Origin of the sequence: Emticicia sp. CRIBPO (genome assembly GCF_009905725.1) — a bacterium.
Lineage (GTDB): Bacteria > Bacteroidota > Bacteroidia > Cytophagales > Spirosomataceae > Leadbetterella.
The window spans coordinates 197,459-216,230 of the sequence record NZ_JAAAKV010000007.1 but is presented as its reverse complement, the minus strand read 5'-3'; the positions used below and the strand labels follow the sequence as shown (position 1 = coordinate 216,230).

At 46.5% G+C, this 18,772-nt stretch carries 11 protein-coding genes; 4 read left to right on the top strand and 7 right to left on the bottom strand.

Annotated elements, in window-relative coordinates:
• Position 1 precedes the first annotated feature (1 nt).
• The 3 genes from GVN16_RS15755 to GVN16_RS15745 all read left to right on the top strand — a co-directional run bounded on the left by GVN16_RS15755 (position 2) and on the right by GVN16_RS15745 (position 3,514).
• On the top strand, positions 2 to 1,168 hold the full coding sequence (locus tag GVN16_RS15755; RefSeq protein WP_166564872.1) for an ATP-binding protein: 1,167 nt from the start codon (positions 2 to 4) through the stop codon (positions 1,166 to 1,168).
• Between the two features lie 68 nt (positions 1,169 to 1,236).
• Entirely contained in the window at positions 1,237 to 2,001 is a 765-nt protein-coding gene (locus GVN16_RS15750) for a mechanosensitive ion channel family protein (RefSeq protein WP_166564871.1), read from the top strand.
• A gap of 67 nt (positions 2,002 to 2,068) precedes the next feature.
• Positions 2,069 to 3,514, top strand: a complete 1,446-nt coding sequence (locus tag GVN16_RS15745; protein WP_166564870.1) for a hybrid sensor histidine kinase/response regulator — start codon at positions 2,069 to 2,071, stop codon at positions 3,512 to 3,514.
• A 3-nt stretch (positions 3,515 to 3,517) separates the two neighbouring features.
• Here GVN16_RS15745 and GVN16_RS15740 read toward each other — a convergent pair whose 3' ends face one another.
• On the bottom strand, positions 3,518 to 4,765 hold the full coding sequence (locus tag GVN16_RS15740) for a NupC/NupG family nucleoside CNT transporter (protein WP_166564869.1): 1,248 nt from the start codon (positions 4,763 to 4,765) through the stop codon (positions 3,518 to 3,520).
• Positions 4,766 to 5,132: 367 nt separating this feature from the next.
• Here GVN16_RS15740 and GVN16_RS15735 point away from each other — a divergent pair, with 367 nt between their 5' ends.
• Positions 5,133 to 7,529, top strand: a complete 2,397-nt coding sequence (locus GVN16_RS15735) for an alpha-L-rhamnosidase C-terminal domain-containing protein (protein WP_166564868.1) — start codon at positions 5,133 to 5,135, stop codon at positions 7,527 to 7,529.
• Between the two features lie 37 nt (positions 7,530 to 7,566).
• Here the strand turns inward: GVN16_RS15735 and GVN16_RS15730 are convergent, their stop codons facing one another.
• The 6 genes from GVN16_RS15730 to GVN16_RS15705 form a co-directional block, all read right to left on the bottom strand.
• Positions 7,567 to 9,012 carry an efflux transporter outer membrane subunit gene (locus tag GVN16_RS15730; RefSeq protein ID WP_166564867.1) on the bottom strand — a complete coding sequence of 482 codons (1,446 nt, stop codon included), beginning with the start codon at positions 9,010 to 9,012 and terminating at the stop codon, positions 7,567 to 7,569.
• A complete protein-coding gene (locus GVN16_RS15725; RefSeq protein ID WP_166564866.1) occupies positions 8,999 to 12,151 on the bottom strand; it encodes an efflux RND transporter permease subunit in 3,153 nt (1,050 codons plus the stop codon). The genes GVN16_RS15730 and GVN16_RS15725 overlap by 14 nt, the downstream gene beginning before the upstream one ends.
• Positions 12,152 to 12,160: 9 nt before the next feature.
• Positions 12,161 to 13,291: an efflux RND transporter periplasmic adaptor subunit gene (locus GVN16_RS15720; RefSeq protein WP_166564865.1), complete on the bottom strand. Its 1,131-nt coding sequence runs from the start codon at positions 13,289 to 13,291 to the stop codon at positions 12,161 to 12,163.
• Positions 13,292 to 13,473: 182 nt separating this feature from the next.
• On the bottom strand, positions 13,474 to 13,803 hold the full coding sequence (locus GVN16_RS15715; RefSeq protein WP_166564864.1) for a hypothetical protein: 330 nt from the start codon (positions 13,801 to 13,803) through the stop codon (positions 13,474 to 13,476).
• 177 nt (positions 13,804 to 13,980) lie between these two features.
• Positions 13,981 to 15,549, bottom strand: coding sequence for a carboxypeptidase-like regulatory domain-containing protein (locus GVN16_RS15710; protein ID WP_166564863.1), 1,569 nt, complete (start codon positions 15,547 to 15,549; stop codon positions 13,981 to 13,983).
• Positions 15,550 to 15,679: 130 nt separating this feature from the next.
• Positions 15,680 to 18,607 (bottom strand): FAD-binding and (Fe-S)-binding domain-containing protein, encoded by a 2,928-nt coding sequence (locus GVN16_RS15705; RefSeq protein WP_166564862.1) that lies wholly within the window; start codon positions 18,605 to 18,607, stop codon positions 15,680 to 15,682.
• Positions 18,608 to 18,772: the final 165 nt, after the last annotated feature.

Genomic DNA, 18,772 nt, shown 5'->3' with positions numbered 1-18,772 from the left:
CTTGAAAAACGTTACACATGCTGATACTCAGGGAGAACTCCCTGACAGACTGACAAAAGAATTATTTGATCAGTTGCCTTGGTTTGTGATGGTTTTTAACGTGCAAACCAATATGATGGTCTTTAAGAACAAGACCTATAATGACTGGTCCGAAACGACCGGAATTCAGACGGTTTTTGATTTACCTGTTTACTTATTTGATTTGTATCACAGGTTTCCGGAACAGGCTGAGGTGATACAGGAAATCAAACCGGCCGGTCACGGGAAGTTTATTTTTAAATGTAATTTCAGAAAAACGGAAGAAAACCTCCTGTTGATTACGGCAGAAGAAGTCAGCCAGATCGTTAATGACCAGGTGACGTTCAAAAAGAGCCATGAAGGGTTTTATACAACAGTAAAGAGAGAACCGAGACTAAAAGGCAAAGACGCCAGCCAGAAAATACAGGAGCTTAACCGTTCCAATTCCGAGCTGGAGCATTTTGCTTATGTGGCGTCACATGACCTTCAGGAGCCGCTGAGAAAAATCCTGGCGTTCGGGGAGAGGCTGCAGAAAAAATTTCAGGCGGAGCTTCCCGACGACGGCAAACTGTATCTTGAAAGGATGATGTCGGCCACACAAAGGATGCGGATCCTGATAGATAATCTGCTGACCTTGTCGAGAGTGTCCAGAAAACCGGAGGAGCATGAAGATATTGATTTGAATGACTTACTCGATGACATCAGAGTGGACCTGGAAATGCAGACTGCCGACAGGAACGGTAAAATAGAATATTCGGGACTGCCGGTATTACACGGAAACAGGACACAGTTGCAGCAACTTTTTCAGAACCTGGTCAGTAACTCGCTCAAATTCTCAAAATCCGGTGTGCCGCCTCATATTGTGGTCAGTTCCCGTCCGGCTGAGACTGCCGAGTTGACTGAAACCGAACTTGACAATGCCCAGGATTATAACTGCATCGAGATCAGGGATAACGGAATAGGATTTGAACAGAAATATGCAGAAACCATATTCAATGTTTTTCAGAGGCTTCATGGCCGTTCAGAATATGAAGGCACCGGCATAGGGCTGGCTATTTGTAAAAAAGTAGTAGAAAATCACAGAGGGAAGATTTCAGCCAGTTCTGTTCCCGACGTAGGAACGACCATCAGCATATTTTTCCCGGCTTAATTTTTCACGAACCATTAATTTACATGGATTATTTTCTGATATTAAAGCAACGACTTGAACAAATAAAAATGGGATTGATCAAGATGGTCCCGGAAATGATTCTGGCCACACTTTCTTTTGTTCTGATCCTGGTCATTGCCAGGATGCTCAAAAGGTATACACGACTTTACATTTTAAGGAAATCGGATGATCTTCTGCTGGCTAATTTTCTGTCAAAAACGCTTTTTACCGTCATCATTATTTTTGGCACAGTAGTGTCGCTGGGTGTGATGGGCTTGTCTGGTACTGTAACCAAAATCCTGGCCGGGGCCGGGTTATCAGGCTTTATCATCGGATTTGCCTTTAAAGACATCGGGGAGAATTTTCTGGCAGGGATATTACTGGCTTTTAAAAGACCTTTCAGAATCGGGGATCTCATTGAGACGAACGGACTAAGCGGCACGGTCTATGATTTTAAACTCAGGGAAACGCTGATCAAAACACCGGATGGCGTGGATGCTTTCATCCCCAATTCGATCATCATCAAAAATCCGCTGAAAAACCATACTGTCGACCACCTGTTCAGGAAAGAATTCAGCCTGGGGATAGATTACCGGGATGACATCAATAAAGCTGTCGAAATCATCAAAGATATTGTAAAAAACACTCCTGAGATTGAGAAAGAGCCGCGGGAAGCCCTGGTTCTGATATCTGAATTCGGTGAAAAGTATACGGTTATCAAAGTCCTTTTCTGGCTGAAAACGTCTATCAGCGGGGGCAAGGTACAATCAGAAATGATGCGTAGAACACTTGACAGACTGAAGGCCGAAGGGTATAATTTCGACAGAAAATAATGAATAGGCCGGCCGGACAAACTTCGGTGAATTGTTTTGCGTATTATTGTACTTTAATCAAAAAGATATGATCAAAGATGCCAAATCCCTGAGGGTTTTGCTGGTGGATGACGACGAGGATGATTATTTTCTGACGACAGATCTGTTGTCGGATATCAGGAATCTGAAGTTTGAAGTTACCTGGGCCAAATCTTTTAAGGAGGCTGTCGAAACCATCGCCCCTAATAAATACGACCTGTTTATCTTTGATTTTCTTTTGGGTGCCCAGACAGGCATTGACCTCCTGGAAATTACAAAAGCCAAGGGATGTGAGGAACCCGTTATTTTGCTTACCGGCAAAGGCGACCAGGACATCGACAACCTGGCTGTAGAAATAGGAGCGTACGATTACCTGGTTAAAAGCGACCTCAGTCCTGAAATACTGGCCAGAAGTATCAGGTATTCACTGAAGCAGGCTGATACCCTCAAAGCCCTGAAAGGAAGCGAGAAAAAGTACCGGACCGTTATTGAACAATCCAAAGACATTATTTTTATTGCCGACTCTGACTTCAATGCCATCAGCATCAGTAAGTCGGTTGAATTTCTGCTGGGCTATACCCAGGAGGAAGTATACGAACTGAGGTTTTTTGATCTCATCTCTGATGCCAAAGGCACCCAGGAGGTGAGTGAATTAATTTCGGCAGGAGAGGAGGTGATCAACTTTCCGGTGGTTATTAAAAGCAAAAGCGGAGAACTCAAGCATTGCATGCTTACCTGTGCCCTGGAAGACAGCCTGGAAAAAGACTGGTTTATTCACGGTATCATCATTGACCAGACCGACCGCCTGAAAGCCGAAAAGGCGACACTGCTTTCTGAAAAAATGGAAGCCACGGCCAGGTTGATGAGGACACTGGCACATGAAGTCAGGAATCCGCTGACCAATATTACCCTTTCTGTAGACAGCATAGAATCCGAGATTTCGGATGAATACCTGCTGACCTACCTGGAAATTATCAAGCGGAATTCATTGCGAATAGACGGGCTGATTACCGAAGTACTAAATTCTGCGAGACAAAAGGACATTGAACTGACCCCTACCCCGGTTCACCGGGTTATTCTTCAGGCGGTAGACGACGTGCTTGACAGGGCCAGGTTAAACGGCGTGTTCATTGCCAAGGAATTTGAAGATGTGGATACTTTACTGGCTCTTCATGAGGATAAGCTGAGGATCGCTTTCACCAATATCCTGGTTAACGCTATCGAGGCTATGAATGGAGTTCAGAACCCGGCCATCTCTATCCGGACGGAAAGGCAGAATAATCTCTTTAAACTGATCATCAGAGACAATGGCGTCGGGATGGACAAAGAGCAACTGTCAAGGTTATTCGAACCTTATTTCACGACCAAAAATAACGGTATAGGTTTAGGGCTGGCCGCTACGCTGACCATCCTGAAAGCCCACAATGTAGACATAGAGGTTGACTCAGAGCTGAACAAGGGCACGACTTTCAGGCTGACGTTTTCTTTGAAATAAACCTTAGAAAGAAAGCAGCAATCCGGCGATAGTGGCTGACAGATAACTGGCCAGTGTACCGCAGATCAGGGCCTTAAAGCCCAGCTTGGCCAGGTCGCTTCTGCGGCTCGGGGCAAGTTCGCTGATACCTCCTACCTGGATGGCAATAGAGCTGAAATTGGCAAATCCACACAGAGCAAAACTGGTGATTGCCAGCGTTTTCGGGTTAAGCGTATCTTTTAATTTAACGAGATCAAGGTAAGCTACGAATTCATTCACCACCATTTTGGTACCCATCAATGAGCCGGCTACTTCAATATCGGCAGCAGGAACACCCATTACATACGCAAAAACAGAGAAGAATTTACCCAGGATAAAATTCATGCTCAGGTCGGTTTGTCCCCAGCCGTAATATCCGACTCTCCACAAACCTGCGTCGATCAGGTAAATAAGGCCGATAAAGCCGATCAGCATGGCCATAACGTTCAATGATATTTTCAGACCTTCTGCAGCACCGGAGGCAATAGCGTCGAGCAGGTTCACGTGTGTTTTTGCTGTATTTAATTTTACTTCGCCCAGGGTTTCTGATTTCTGGGTTTCAGGCCATACGATCTTGGAGATCACCAGGGCTCCCGGAGCGGCCATTAAGCTGGCGGCAAGCAGATAAGGAGCAGGAACACCCAGGGAGATATAAACGGCCATGACACCCCCGGCAATACAGGCAAAACTACCTGTCATGGAAGAGAGTAATTCACTCATGGTCATGTTTTTAACGTATGGCTTGATCATGATCTGGGCTTCAACCTGACCTACAAAGGCACTGGCTACGTTAGACAGGGCCTCAGCACCACTGATGCCCATCAGTTTTTTCATGCCTTTAGCCAGGAGCGAAACGACACGCTGCATGATACCGAGGTGATAGAAAATGTTGACGATAACCGCAACAAAAAGGATTTTGGCGGTGACATCGAAAAAGAACACAAAGGTGTTTTCAGCTCCGAAAGCATCACCCATGAGGTCTTTTCTGTATAGCGGGCCGAATACGAACTCTCCGCCTTTTTCAGCTTTGGATAATACTTTATTGATGACCTGGCCCAGGTATTGAAAGACGGCCTGTCCGGTTTCGGTTTTGAGGATGAATACAGCGAGTACAAATTGTAATAATAATCCAATTCCAATGGTCCTGTAATTAATCGCTTTTCTGTTATTTGACATCAGGAAAGCTATTCCAAGAATAACTACTATGCCAATAAGGCCTGTAAAACGCTGCATCTGAAGTTTTGTTAAATTAAGTCCCGAAATAAACATTTTTTTCTCAGAAATTACGAGAATAGTCAATGTTTTTGTTGTTTTTCATCGCCATTCCTTCAAAAAACAGGTATAAAAGCCGATAAATTGTATTTTTAGAGTTGACCGCCGGATGGTATGTGATATTTATGGGCACGAAAAAGAGGTATTGATACGACTCTCTTTTTTACCGGAAGCACCACTTCGGGTTTCCCGAATACTTCTTGGATTTGTCCAGTTTCATGATCTGCACCTTATTAAATTAGGCGTTGACGTAGAGTTTGATTCTTGAATTGTTTTTATATTTACATCCGGCTGTTTTTCAGCGGCTTAATATTCAACCCCTGTTAAAATGAAAATATTACACATTACCCTGGCCTTTTGCCTGTTTTTCGTCATTAAACTTGCTGCCCAGAAAATAGCCCCGCCTGTATTGCAGCAAACCTGGGACGCCCACTGGATCAAAGTACCGGGTCAGCAGGACCTTGAGTTTGGTGTGTACCATTTCAGGAAATCATTTAACCTGACGACCCAACCCTCTGAATTTATCATTCATGTGTCGGCCGATAACCGGTATAAATTATATGTCAACGGAGAATTTGTGGGCCTGGGGCCTTCCCGCGGGGACCTCTTTCACTGGAATTTTGAGACACTTGATATCTCTTCGTATTTAAAGCCGGGTGATAATGTCATTGCGGCTGTGGTGTGGCAGTTTGGCAAGGAAAGGCCGATGGCCCAGATGACCTTCAGCACCGGGTTTATCCTGCAGGGCAATTCTCAGAAGGAAGCAGTATTAAACACTGATCAAACCTGGAAGTGTTACCGAAACAATGCCTACGCCATTCAGAAACCCCAGATGACTTACACTTACTATGTGGCCGGGCCCCAGGAGGAGGTCAGTTACAGTCAGTATCCCGCCAATTGGGAGATGAAGGACTTTGACGATTCAGCCTGGGCGTCTGCCCAGAAAACCAGTAAGGGCCTGCCTAAATACGGAGCCGACTGGACAGAAGCATTGCTGCTCGTACCCCGTGAAATCCCTGCGATGGAAAGGGAGGAAATTTCTTATAAAAAAATGAGGTATGGAAAAGGAATGAACGTGCAGGACGACTTTCCTTACGAATGGGCAAGACTGGACGTACCTGCCAACAGCAAGGTAGAAATCCTGATTGACCAGGAAGAACTGGTCAATGCTTACCCGGCATTTGAGTTCAGCGGAGGGAAGTCCTCTTCCATATCATTACAATATGCAGAGTCGTTTTTTATTGATGAGAAAAGCGGAGACTGGCGTGCGGAACAAAGGAAACCTAACCGCAACAGCGTAGGAGAGGGTTTCAGGCTGGTAGGCCCTAAAGACAAAATCTGGTGTGACGGCGGAAAAGGCAGGACCTGGGAATCGCTCTGGTACAGGACGTTCAGGTATGTTAAGCTGGAGATTGAAACCAAAGATGAGCCTTTGGTGATCACCAACTTCAGAGCTATCCAGACAGGATATCCGTTTAAAATGAATGCGAAGCTGGAATCCGGAAACCCGGAGATTGATAAAATGATGGCCATCGGTTGGAGAACCGCCCGGCTTTGTGCTACAGAAACTTACATGGACTGTCCGTATTATGAGCAATTGCAGTATGTCGGCGACTCGAGAATTCAGGCCCTGATCTCTTACTTTAACTCCGGAGACGACCGCCTGGCCAGAAATGCCATCAAACAATTTGACCAGTCGAGACTGGCAGAAGGTATTACCCAAAGCCGTTTTCCGAGCTACGTACCGCAGCAAATCCCTCCTTTTTCTTTGTGGTGGATCGGGATGGTTCACGACTTTTATAAATACAGAAACGATAATGAATTCGTAAAAAGCATGCTTCCCGGATCAAGGGAAATTCTCCGGTGGTTTTTTAAATTACAGAAACCCGATGGGACCTTAAACAAAGTACCTTACTGGAATTTTACAGACTGGTCTGAAGACCCCGACTGGCAGGCAGGAAGAGCCCCTTACACTGCCAAGGGAGAATCATCCGCCCTGGATTTCCAGTTGCTCTGGGCTTTGCAGAATGCCCTGGAACTGGAGCAGCGGTTTGGCTCGCAGGAGCGTGTGGCAGAGTACAGTAAGAAAATAGCCCTGCTGCAAAAATCTGTGAAGGCAATTTACTGGGACAAACAAAAAGGCATTTTCAGCGATACCCCTGAATTCAAACATTATTCACAGCATCCTAATGCCCTCGCAGTACTGACCGGAACTGTTACGGGAGAAGAGGCCAAAAAACTGATGCGGAACATTCTGAAGGATAAATCACTGATGCCTTGTTCGGTTTATTTTAAATATTACCTGCACCAGGCGGCTAACAAAGCCGGGGTTGTGGATGATTACATGGTCTTGCTCGATGAATGGAGACAGCAGATGGATAATGGTCTGACTACCTGGGCTGAGCAGTTTGAACCTTCCAAGACCCGGTCAGACTGCCATGCGTGGAGTGCCCATCCTAACATTGAGTTTTTCAGGATTATGCTGGGTATTGATGCCTCCGCACCCAATTTCTCGAGAGTCCGGATACAGCCCCGCCTGGGAACACTGACCAAAGCCTCCGGAAGCATTCCGCATCCGAAAGGCGAAGTCAGCGTTGATTATCTTAAAGACAAGACCGGGCTTAGAGCTAAAATAAAACTGCCGCCGGGAGTAAGCGGAGAGTTTGCTTTTGCGGGCAAAATATATCCGTTGAAACCTGGGGAAAATAACCTGACAGCGAAGTAATGAAAACCGGGGCATCCGATCTGGAGCCCCGGTTTTTTTATAAGGCTTTATTCCATCCGCCACCCAAAGATTTGTAGAGGCCAATAACGGCGTTAAACTGTTTCTTTTTCAGGTTGATCAGTTCAATCTGTGACTGCAAAGCGTTTTTCTGGGCGGTGATTACCTCCAGGTAAGTGGCCCTGCCCGACTTGAAAAGCTCGGAAGAGGTTTCAATGGAGACTTTAAGAATGTCCACTTCTTCGGCCTTCAGGTCATACATCTGGTTGGTGTTGTCAATGAGGTTCAGATAGTTATAAACCTCCGTAAAACTGTTGACCACCGTTTTCTGATAGTTGATGTAAGCTTGTTTTTGTTCCGCTTCAGAAGCCATCAGGTTGGCGATGATCGCCCTTCTGTTGAGCAGGGGAGCGGTCAGTCCGCCGGCGAGGGTATAGGCAAAAGAAGCCGGTTCAAAAAGGAGAACGGCTTTGAACGCCTGAAGACCCATCGTCGCATTGATATTTAAAGAAGGATAAAAGGCCGCCTTGGCTGAAAAAACATCAGCATTGGTGGCCATCAGTTCCATTTCTGCCTGACGGATATCGGGGCGGTTTGCCAGTAAGGCAGACGGCACCCCGGCTTTCATCTGCGGCGGGAGGATCTGGTCCCGGGAAAGGGCCGTCCTGTCGATAGCCTGGGGGAATCTTCCCAGGAGAAAATTAATGGTGTTCTCGGTTTCCACTATTTTCTGATTCACTTCCACTTTCAGGGCCTTTGAGCTTAGCAGCTGGGCACTCAGTAATTCGACACCCAGCTGGTTGGCTTCTCCGGCCTGCTTAAGTACCCTGACAATGTCCAGGGCCGACTGTTGCAGCCTGATGTTTTCTTCCAGGATATTACGCTCATTGTCAAGAATAGTCAGCTCAAAATAAGCCCCGGCCACCTCAGCTACCAGCGTTGTTCTGATCAGGTCACGGCCAAACTCCGTAGCTATAAACCTGGCAGCTGCCGCTTTTTGTTTGCTTTTCAGTTTACCCCACAGGTCAGCCTCCCAGGAGCTTTGCAGGCCCACAAAATAATCCGGCACCACAGGCCCCGGAATCTGCTGTTTATCCGAGATATTGTCTGAAAAACCGGTATCGTAATTCCCGACACCGTCGATGGTGTATTTACCGAACTTACGTTGCCCCAGCACCAGCGAAGCCGATAAATCGGGCAGATTGACGCCTTTCATGTAGCGGACACCCGCCCTGGCCAGTTCGATTTTCTGAAGGGCGGTCTGCAGATCAAAATTGTTGTGTAGTGCAGTATCGATCAGGGCTGTGAGTTTGTCGTCTCCGAAAAAAGACCGGGCCTCCGGCAATGAAGCAGAGCCTTCGGCAGACAGACTTCCATAAGACTTCGGCAAATGGAAATGGTCTGTTTTAACAGGCGTGACATTGACTTTACAGCCCCAGGAAAGGCCGGCGACCAGAACAATGATTAAACGATTATATTTCAGCATACTCTTCCTTGGTTTTTTCTTTTACTTTTTTCTTCCTTTTACTCTTCCCCGCAAAAATGACATACAAGCCGGGAATGATGATGACCCCGAAAACGGTCCCGAAAAGCATTCCTCCGGCCGCGGCTGTACCGATGGTTTTGTTACCGATCGCTCCTGCCCCGGAGGCCGACATCAGCGGAATAAGTCCGGCAATAAAGGCAAACGAAGTCATCAGGATAGGTCTGAAACGGGCCACGGCTCCGCCCACGGCTGCTCTGAGCAGTGTCCGGCCTTCTTTTTGCTGGAGGATGGCGAACTCGACGATCAGGATGGCATTTTTGCCGAGCAGACCGATCAGCATGACCATGGCCACCTGGGCATAAATGTTGTTTTCCAGACCGAAAAGATAGAGGAAGAAAAGAGACCCGAAAATCCCGACCGGAAGGGATAAAATAACGGGTAAAGGCAGCAGGAAGCTTTCATACTGGGCTGCCAGCAGGAGGTAAACAAAGATCAGGCAGATGATAAAGACATAAATGACCTGGTTGCCTGAAAGAACCTCTTCGCGGGTCATGCCCGACCATTCGTAGCTGTATCCCCTCGGCAGACTTTCTTTGGCCACTTCCTCAAGGGCTTTGATGGCGTCGCCACTGCTGTATCCATCCGCCGCCTCGCCGTTCAGCATGGCCGACACGTACATGTTGTACCTGGTCAGCTGCTCAGGGCCATATACTCTTTCTATCCTGCTGAAAATGGAGTAAGGGACCATCTCCCCGGCTTTGTTTTTGACCCTGAGTTTCAGGATGTCTTCGGGCTGTGCCCTGTATTTCGGATCGGACTGTACCATCACTTTATACATCTGTCCGTACAAGATAAAGTTGGTGGCATAGAAACTCCCGATCAGCGACTGCAGGTTGCTCATGGCATTATCAACAGAGATCCCTTTTTTAGCCGCCATTTCCTGGTCGATATGGATCAGGTATTGAGGAAAACTCGGATTGAAACTGGAGAATACTTCTTTGATCTCAGGTCTTTGTCTTAATTTCTCCATGAAAGATTCTGCGACGTCCGCTGTTTTCTGAAGGTTGCCCGAGCCTGTTTTGTCCAGAAGCCTTACCTCAAAACCACTGGCGTTTCCGAAGCCGGGTACTGCCGGTGGAGGGAAGAACTGTATCTCCGCGTCTTTGATGTGTTTGGTTTTCTGCTTCAGTACTTCAATGATATCGTCCGCCGTGGCTTCCCGGTCTTTCCAGGCTTTGAGGTTGATCGTACTCATCCCGAAAGAAGCTCCGACCCCGTCGGTCATCATACTGAAACCGGAGAGGCTGGAAATGGACTCCACTTCCTTCAGTTTCTGGGCAATGGCGTCGATCTCGTTCATGACTTCCTCTGTCCGCTCAAGCGTGGCCCCGACCGGGGTGGTTACGTTGGCATAGATGGTGCCCTGGTCTTCTGTCGGAATAAAACTGGTAGGCAATACGCTACCGACGCCCCAGGTAGCCACGCAGAATACTGCGAGGGTAAGCACGGTCACCAGCCTTCTGTTGGCAATAAGCCTCAGCAGGTATTTATAGCGGTCAGACAGGTTATCATAAGCTTTGTTGAAACGGGCAAAGAACCTGGTCAGGATATTGTCCTTTTTTGGCTTGAAATGAGGGTTTTCAAGCATGATCGCACACAATGCCGGGGTCAGTGTAAGGGCATTAACTCCTGAAATGACAATGGAAATAGCCATGGTTACTGAAAACTGGCGGTAGAAAACACCCACGGGGCCTGAAAGGAATGCCACAGGCACGAACACCGCTGACATTACCAGGGTAATGGCGATGATGGCCCCGCTGATTTCGCCCATGGCTTCTATCGTAGCGGCTTTGGGTCCCAGGTGCTTTTCCTCCATTTTGGCGTGGACGGCCTCGACGACGACAATCGCATTATCGACGACGATACCAATCGCAAGAACAAGGGCAAATAAAGTCAGCAGATTGATCGAAAAGCCAAATAAATGCATAAAAGCAAATGTCCCGATCAGCGAAACCGGAACAGCCAGCACCGGAATCAGCGTAGACCTGAAATCCTGCAGGAAAAGAAACACCACAAAGGCCACCAGGATAAACGCTTCGATCAGGGTCTTGATCACTTCATCTATGGAAGCATCCAGAAATCTCGAGACATCATAGCTGATGGTGTACGTCATGCCCGGAGGGAAGGTGGTTTCTTTCAGGAAATCGAGTCTTGATTTGATATTGTCGATCACTTCGCTGGCGTTGGAGCCCGGTCTTTGTTTCAATACAATCGCTGCGGAAGGTTTGCCGTTTTCTTTAGACAGGACGTCATAATCCAGCGAGCCGAACTCCAGGTCGGCCACGTCCTTCAGCCGCAGTAGTTCACCATTGGGAGAGGCTTTGATGACAATGTTTTCATACTGTTCCTTTTGAGTCATCTTGCCGGTATATCTCAGCACATATTGGAGCGACTGGGCCTGTCGCCCTGAGCTCTCCCCGATTTTCCCGGGAGCAGCTTCTACGTTTTGCTCTTTCAGGGCCGAGATGATGTCTTCTGCCGAGATTTCATAGGCGTCCATCCTGGCCGGTTTAAGCCAGACCCTCATGGCGTATTCCCTTGAGCCCATGATGTCGACAAAACCCACACCGTCGATCCGTTTCAGTTCGGCCAGTACGTTGATATCCGCAAAATTGTAGATAAACTTTTCGTCAAGAGAGGTGTCGTCACTGATCAGGTTAATGTACATCAGCATGCTGTTGACCTCTTTTTCGGTAGATACGCCGGCTTTGATCACCTCTTCAGGAAGTTCGTCAAGGACCGTCGTGACCCTGTTCTGAACATTCACCGCAGCTACGTCAGGGTCTGTTCCTACTTCAAAATACACCTGGATAATGCTGGTGCCGTCGTTGCCGGATACCGAGGTCATGTAAGTCATGCCCGGCACGCCGTTGATGGCCCTTTCGAGGGGAGTAACCACGGCCTTGGCACACACTTCGGCGTTGGCCCCGGTGTATTTGGTAGTGACGGAAACCGCCGGAGGAGCAATGTCCGGGTACTGGGTAATAGGCAGGCCGGTCATGGCCAGAAAACCCAGGAGGACAATAAAAATGGATATTACCAGCGATAAAATCGGCCGGTTGATAAAATTGGTCAGCATATTTTATAATTATTTACGGGTCTCCTCCATCAGTTCTTTAGAGATATCGTCTATCGCTACAAACTGCGGGGTGACCTCCATGCCGTCTTTGATGTTCTGAATGCCTTCGTAAATGATCCTGTCGTCAGGGTTCAGACCCGATTCGATGATGTAGAAATGAGGCATGCGGTTATTGGAGGTGACGGCCTGAGATTTTACTTTATTGTTTTTCCCGATCACATAGACATACATTTTGTCCTGTATTTCAAAAGTGGCCTTTTGAGGAATGATCATGGCATCGCGGTATTTTTTCAGCAGACGGATCTTCCCGCTGGCTCCATGTTTAAGGACTTTCTCAGGGTTGTCAAACCTGGCCCTGAAAGCAATGTTCCCGGTACTTTGCTCGATTTCCCCTTCTGTGGTTTCGATCCGGCCTTTGAACGGATGTTCCTCCCCGTTGGCCAGGATCAGGGTCACGTTTTTAGATTGCTCGCCGGCGTCTTTGAGCCCTGAAATGTAATTGAGATACTCCTTTTCAGAGACATCAAAGTAAGCAAAAACGTTGTCATTCTGGGAGATATTGGTCAGCAGAGTACCTTCTTCGATAAGGCTTCCTATTTTATTCGGGATCCGGTTGACGATCCCGCTGAAAGGGGCCCTGATCTGGGTATAAGCCAGCTGTATCTGGGAATGTGTTTCGTTGGCCTGGGCTTCTTCCACTTTTGCCTTGGCAATTTCCACCTTGTTTTTGGCCAGTTCCAGTTCGGTGTTTGAAACGACGTTCTTTTCAACCAGCTGCCTTACATTTTTCAGGTCAAGTTCGGCGGCCTTCACTTCAGCCACCGCACTTCTCAGCACAGCCTTTGCTTTGGAGACATCCTCGTTGAGTCCCGGGTTATGAATGCTGAAAAGGACCTGCCCCTGTTTCACATATTTGCCTTCGTCGATGAAAATTTTATCGAGATACCCTTTGACACGTGCCCTGATCTCCACATTCTGGACAGCGTTGATTTCGGCCACATAATCGGTATATAAAGTAGTATCGATGACTATCGGAGACGTTACAGGATAACTGTCCCTTTCCACGGTCTTTGTGCTTTCCTTGCTGGCACAAGAAGATATTACATATAGCAGTAATATGCTTATGATGAGGCGTTTCATGTATTTCTTTGGTTATGAATTAAATGGGGATATTCTAATTTAAATATTGAAAAGTACTCCTACAAACGATTGTTAGAAACTCCAAGCTTTTTGTTTGAATAATACAATACAAAAAAGGTTTTTGCCGGCAAGACCTATAAATCATGCTGGTTCAGGGAGTTGGCGTAAAATAAAATTGGGAATTATGCAGTAAATGCAAAATCGGGAGGAGGAGAATTCAAAGACAGCAGGACATAGTAATCATGTATGCCTGAAGGGAAGTTATTTTTGCTTTCTAAAACTTCCAGGATGATGACTTTAGCCTGGTAAACAATGACGCAGTCTTCAGAGAGCTCGTCACCGATGCTTTGCAGTTCGGGGTGTGAACTGCAGTCTGAGGCATAGATTTCTTTTTCTGTCGTTTCTTTTCCGAAAGACTCAATTAAACGGCACAGATCATTTCCATAATAGCTGCATGCAGCAAAAATGGAGAAGAAAATAAACAAACGGATATTTGAAGTAAATCTTTTCAAAAACGTTGGATGCTCTGGTATATCTGAATAACTGACAGGAAACAAAGTTAATACAAATGCACCAAAGTTGCAATATGTGGGGCAACCCAGACAGGGGAAAGGGCACTTTTTGTCGATAAGATAACATTTTAAGAAAATGGCGGTCAGCTTACCGGTAAAGATATCTGAATTTAAACATTACTTCAGGACTTCCACTATAATGGCCCCGGCGGTTTTTTCCGTAGCCGGATAAGCATTCATCAATCCGACCTTCCGTATTTTTTTTATGTCGACAGATTTCAGGGCCAGGCCAATGGTCCCTTTATCACACAAAACCTGGTTATTGAGAATAAGACATGGCCATTTGGACGGATCGTCTTTGAAATAAATGCCCAGTTCTCCCGTAACGGTATCAAAATTTACACCAATACCGGGGATTTCACCGATAAGAGCGGATATCGAACCGGCATTTCTTATGGTTTCTGAAGGCACTTCATAACCCGGTTTATTTATCGGTGCAGACGTCCCCAAACTGTCTGTCTCTGGTACATCGTGCTGATTTTTTTCAAATGAAAATGACAGGGAGGCTCTGTCGGGCAGGGTGTCTCTCACAAAACCTCTGGGTCTGATTTCTTCAGGATTAAACGCTTTTTCTTCCACCGGGTCTTGTTCGTCAGAAAGGGGACGGTTGGGTTGATAGTCATATGGCAGCATATCTGCAAGGCCCTCCCTCCCCCAGTAATTGTGTAAGAAAAGTCCGTTCGGCATATTGATCCAGCCGTAGCGGTTAAAAGCCAGGAAACGCCTCGGCAGTTCCATTTGGGAGAATTCAAAAGGGGAATCGGTAAAAAGACTGTTTCTCTGGGGCCTGTCTTTCAGGAATACCAGCAATGGAAAGCGGGTGTAAAAATAGAACTCCGTTGAATCCTGGTTGACCCTCACAAAAGAATGCTTGTCTGTCTGAAACAGTCTTTTATTTTTGATTTCTTCAGAAACCTGGAGCTTGAATAAGAATTTTGTCCGGACCTCGGGATTGTAGTAGATCTCAAAACGTTCGTCATCAGGATTTTCTATCATGCTCACCAGGAAGTCACGGAAAGAGTTTTTATAGGCGGTTAAGCGGTTCTTATTCCACTTTTTCTCTTCTTTTTCGTCTTTTGGCGTCAATTGAATAAAATACTTGGTATCGATGTAGTTCGTGCTTCGGCCGTCTGTCTCTAAACCGAGGATGGAAATAATGATTTTGTATCCCAGGGCCTGGTTGTAAATTACCAGCGGGGCCCGGGTAGAAGCCACGATTGTTCTTTTGTCCCGCATCGTAAGCTCCACATCTTCGGGGTTTTCAATATGACAATTGCCTGAGAACACAGACTCACCAAAAAGGGCCCTTCTGAAGATATTCCATTTTTTTCGCCACTGTGAATCCTGTTTCGCTTTAACAGTGATCTCTTTCAGCAGCTTATTTTCGTCAAGGATGATAGTCGCTGAAATATTTTTTGCCACTCCTTTGTAACTGATTTTCTTTTCGTCAAAACCAACTCTCGAGATGATAAGATCAAAGCTGGTCAGCTGGGCGGGAATTTTTATTTCAAACCTGCCCGAAGTATCGGTCAGGCAATACGAAGAAGTATTATGAATGTAGACATTGGCAAATTCAACAGGCAAGCCCCTGGAATCAGAAACACGGCCACTGATTTTCAGATGACCGGTTTGACCCGAGCCTTCGAAGGCGAGTAAAAAGTAAAAAATGAGAAGAAAAAGTCTCATCCTGCTATGTTTAACACCAGTTTAGGTAATTTACTTTTTTTGAAACGGATCAAGGTGTCGCCTTGCAGGAAACCACTTCTTAGTTCAGTTCAACCTCTTAACACAGCCGGAAAATACGCCTCCTGCAGAATTAAGACAGGGCTTCCCACAGGATTTCGATCGGGTGCAGAGCCTTCCTGTGGGTTCCGTCATGAATCTGGTGTCTGCAGCTCGTTCCCGGAGCGGCGATGATGACTTCTTCAGGCTGCTGTCTGATGGTTGGGAAAAGCACAAGCTCACCGATCTTCATAGAGATCTCATAATGCTCTTTTTCATAACCAAAAGAACCCGCCATACCACAACATCCGGATGGAATCAGGTGTACTTCATAATTGGCAGGCAGCGAAAGCATTTTCTTGGTAGGTACCAGCGAACCGACTGCTTTCTGCTGGCAGTGACCATGCAGTTTTATCAGTTTTTTGTCTTGCCTGAACTGCTCTTTCCTGATGTTCTTTTTATCAATTTCCCTCGCAATAAATTCGTCGATCATCAGGGTGTTTTTAGCCAGTTTTGCAGCGGCTTCAGCCAGGTTTTCATCCACTATCTCCGGGTATTCATCTCTGAATGTCAGGATGGCCGACGGCTCAATACCGATCAGCGGCGTTTCTTCTGTGATGATGTCTTTCAGTGCCGTGACATTCTTATTGGCCAAAACTTTGGCATCGTCCAGCATACCTTTGGAAAGAAATGCCCGGCCTGAAGCAGAATGTTTGGGAAGCAACACTTCATATCCAAGTTTCTGAAGGGTTTTAACGGCCGTGATCCCGATTTCCACATCATTATAATTCGTAAATTCATCACAGAAAAGATAAACCTTGCCGTTTTTGAATTCCTGAGAGGTATTTGTCTGCTGACCGAACCAGTTTTCCAGGGTCTGGGATTGCAGGAGCGGCATGGTGCGGTCAGGGTGAAACCCGACCACGGTGTTGGCGATGCGGCGTAAAGGGGCATTTTTGAAAATCAGATTGTAGCCCCATGGCACATAAGAAGCTATTTTGGATAAGCGGCTGAAGTTCCCGATTAATCTGGAACGCACAGGCACTCCATTGGTTTTCTGATATTGGTACAAAAATTCCATTTTGAGTTTGGCCACGTCTACATTTGACGGGCACTCTGACTTACAACCCTTACAGGCCAGGCAGAGATCCATGACTTCCTTGATCTCTTTACTGTCAAAGCGGTTTAGTTTGTCAGACTGTGTCAGGGTTTCTCTCAGAATATTGGCCCTGGCCCTGGTCGTATCTTTTTCGTTACGGGTAGCCATAAAACTCGGACACATGGTGCCGCCACTCAGGTGGGTTTTACGGCAATCGCCCGACCCGTTGCATTGCTCGGCATGTTGCAAAACATCCTGGTCCTTGTACCGGAAAGCCGTTTTAAACTCCGGCGTTTGTTGCCCGGCTTCATAGCGGAGAAACTGGTCCATCGGAGGTGTATCGACGATCTTATTGGCATTAAAGACATTGTTCGGATCCCAGACTTTCTTCAGGCCTTTGATCAGGGCGTAGTTCTTTTCACCGATCTGCTGTTTGATAAATTCTCCTCTCAGACGGCCGTCGCCGTGCTCGCCTGACAGTGAACCTTTATATTTTTTGACAAGGGTCGAAATCTCTTCCGCAATCAGCCTGAACTGCTGATGGCCCTCTCTGGTCTTTAAGTTAATGATGGGTCTGAGGTGCAGTTCTCCCGAACCGGCATGGGCATAATGCACCGAGTACATGTCGTTTTTAGCAAGAATTTCATTGAATTCCCTGATAAAATCCGGAAGGTCATTGACATCCACAGCCGTATCTTCAATGACTGCCACCGCTTTCTCATCGCCCGGCAGGTTGGACAGGAGCCCGAGGCCCGCTTTTCTCAGCGTCCATACTTTTTTGATATCATCACCATATAACACCGGGAAATGATATCCATAACCTACGGCCCTCATTTCAGCTTCCATTTCTGCGGCCAGCCTTTCCACTTCTTCTTTCGAATCCCTGGATATCTCTACACAAAGGATAGCCATAGGGTCACCTTCCACAAAGAACCGGTTCTGCATTTGTTCTTTGTTGGCTTTGGTACACTCTAATATATAATGATCCATCAGCTCAACGGCCGACGGTCTGTATTTAAGGGCAATCAGGTTGGCATGCAGGGATTCATCTACACTCCTGCAGTGAATTGCGACCACACCCTGAAATTTAGGGGGCAGCGGATTGACATGAATTTTGATTTCTGTGATGAACATCAGTGTACCTTCAGACCCCGCAATGAGCTTACAGAAATTGAAGGCTTCACCTGAGTTTTCAGAGAAAATCCGGGTCTCCAGGAGTTCGTCTATGGCATATCCGGTATTTCTTCTGTTGATGGTTCTTTTCGGGAACTGGTCTCTTATTTCGGCCTGGTTTTCCGGTTTGGAAAGCGTCTCAAAAATGTGCTGGTAAATCCGGCTTTCAAACGGATTCTGTGCCGAAGGTTTCAGCTTATTTCTGAAGGAATCTTCGTCGAGGTTACTGAATTCTACAAAACTTCCATCGCTCAGAAAGCCTTTTACTTCCATCAAATGGTCTCTTGTACTGCCGTAAACCACTGAATTGGAGCCACATGAGTTGTTTCCCACCATGCCGCCTATCATGGCTCTGTTGGCCGTGGAGGTTTCAGGTCCGAAAAATAAACCATGAGGTTTCAGGGCAATGTTCAGTTCGTCGCGGATAACACCCGGCTGAAGCCGTACCCATGACTCTTCCTTATTGATTTCAAGGATTTTCGTGAAGGTTCTTGATACGTCTACGACGACACCGTTACCGACCACCTGGCCTGCCAGAGAGGTCCCGGCTGTTCTGGGGATGAGGGTAACACGGTGAGAATTAGCAAATTTAATAAGAACAGCGATGTCATTCTCTGTTTTGGGAATGGCTACTGCAACCGGCATTTCTCTGTATGCAGAGGCATCGGTGGCGTATAAAGTCCTCATTACCTGATCAGTGTGAATTTCACCTTCAAAACTTTCTTTTAATTTTTCTAATTCCCTAAGCATTCCCGGATAATTTCAATTTGAACCTCAAAGATAAGTTGTTGAAATATTTAATTTCAGAAAAGCGGGATAAGAATTTGATTTTAAGAATAATCTCCGGTAAATGAAGGCTGAAAATTGGATTTATCCTGAAAAAAATTTAATAGCTTTTTTTGGACTTTACTGTTT

Bases quoted from the DNA above. Each gene is read 5' to 3' on its own strand.
- GVN16_RS15705 (WP_166564862.1), bottom strand. From the start codon at position 18,607: ATGCTTAGGGAATTAGAAAAATTAAAAGAAAGTTTTGAAGGTGAAATT.
- GVN16_RS15750 (WP_166564871.1), top strand. From the start codon at position 1,237: ATGGGATTGATCAAGATGGTCCCGGAAATGATTCTGGCCACACTTTCT.
- GVN16_RS15735 (WP_166564868.1), top strand. From the start codon at position 5,133: ATGAAAATATTACACATTACCCTGGCCTTTTGCCTGTTTTTCGTCATT.
- GVN16_RS15730 (WP_166564867.1), bottom strand. From the start codon at position 9,012: ATGCTGAAATATAATCGTTTAATCATTGTTCTGGTCGCCGGCCTTTCC.
- GVN16_RS15725 (WP_166564866.1), bottom strand. From the start codon at position 12,151: ATGCTGACCAATTTTATCAACCGGCCGATTTTATCGCTGGTAATATCC.
- GVN16_RS15740 (WP_166564869.1), bottom strand. From the start codon at position 4,765: ATGCAGCGTTTTACAGGCCTTATTGGCATAGTAGTTATTCTTGGAATA.
- GVN16_RS15720 (WP_166564865.1), bottom strand. From the start codon at position 13,291: ATGAAACGCCTCATCATAAGCATATTACTGCTATATGTAATATCTTCT.
- GVN16_RS15710 (WP_166564863.1), bottom strand. From the start codon at position 15,549: ATGAGACTTTTTCTTCTCATTTTTTACTTTTTACTCGCCTTCGAAGGC.
- GVN16_RS15745 (WP_166564870.1), top strand. From the start codon at position 2,069: ATGATCAAAGATGCCAAATCCCTGAGGGTTTTGCTGGTGGATGACGAC.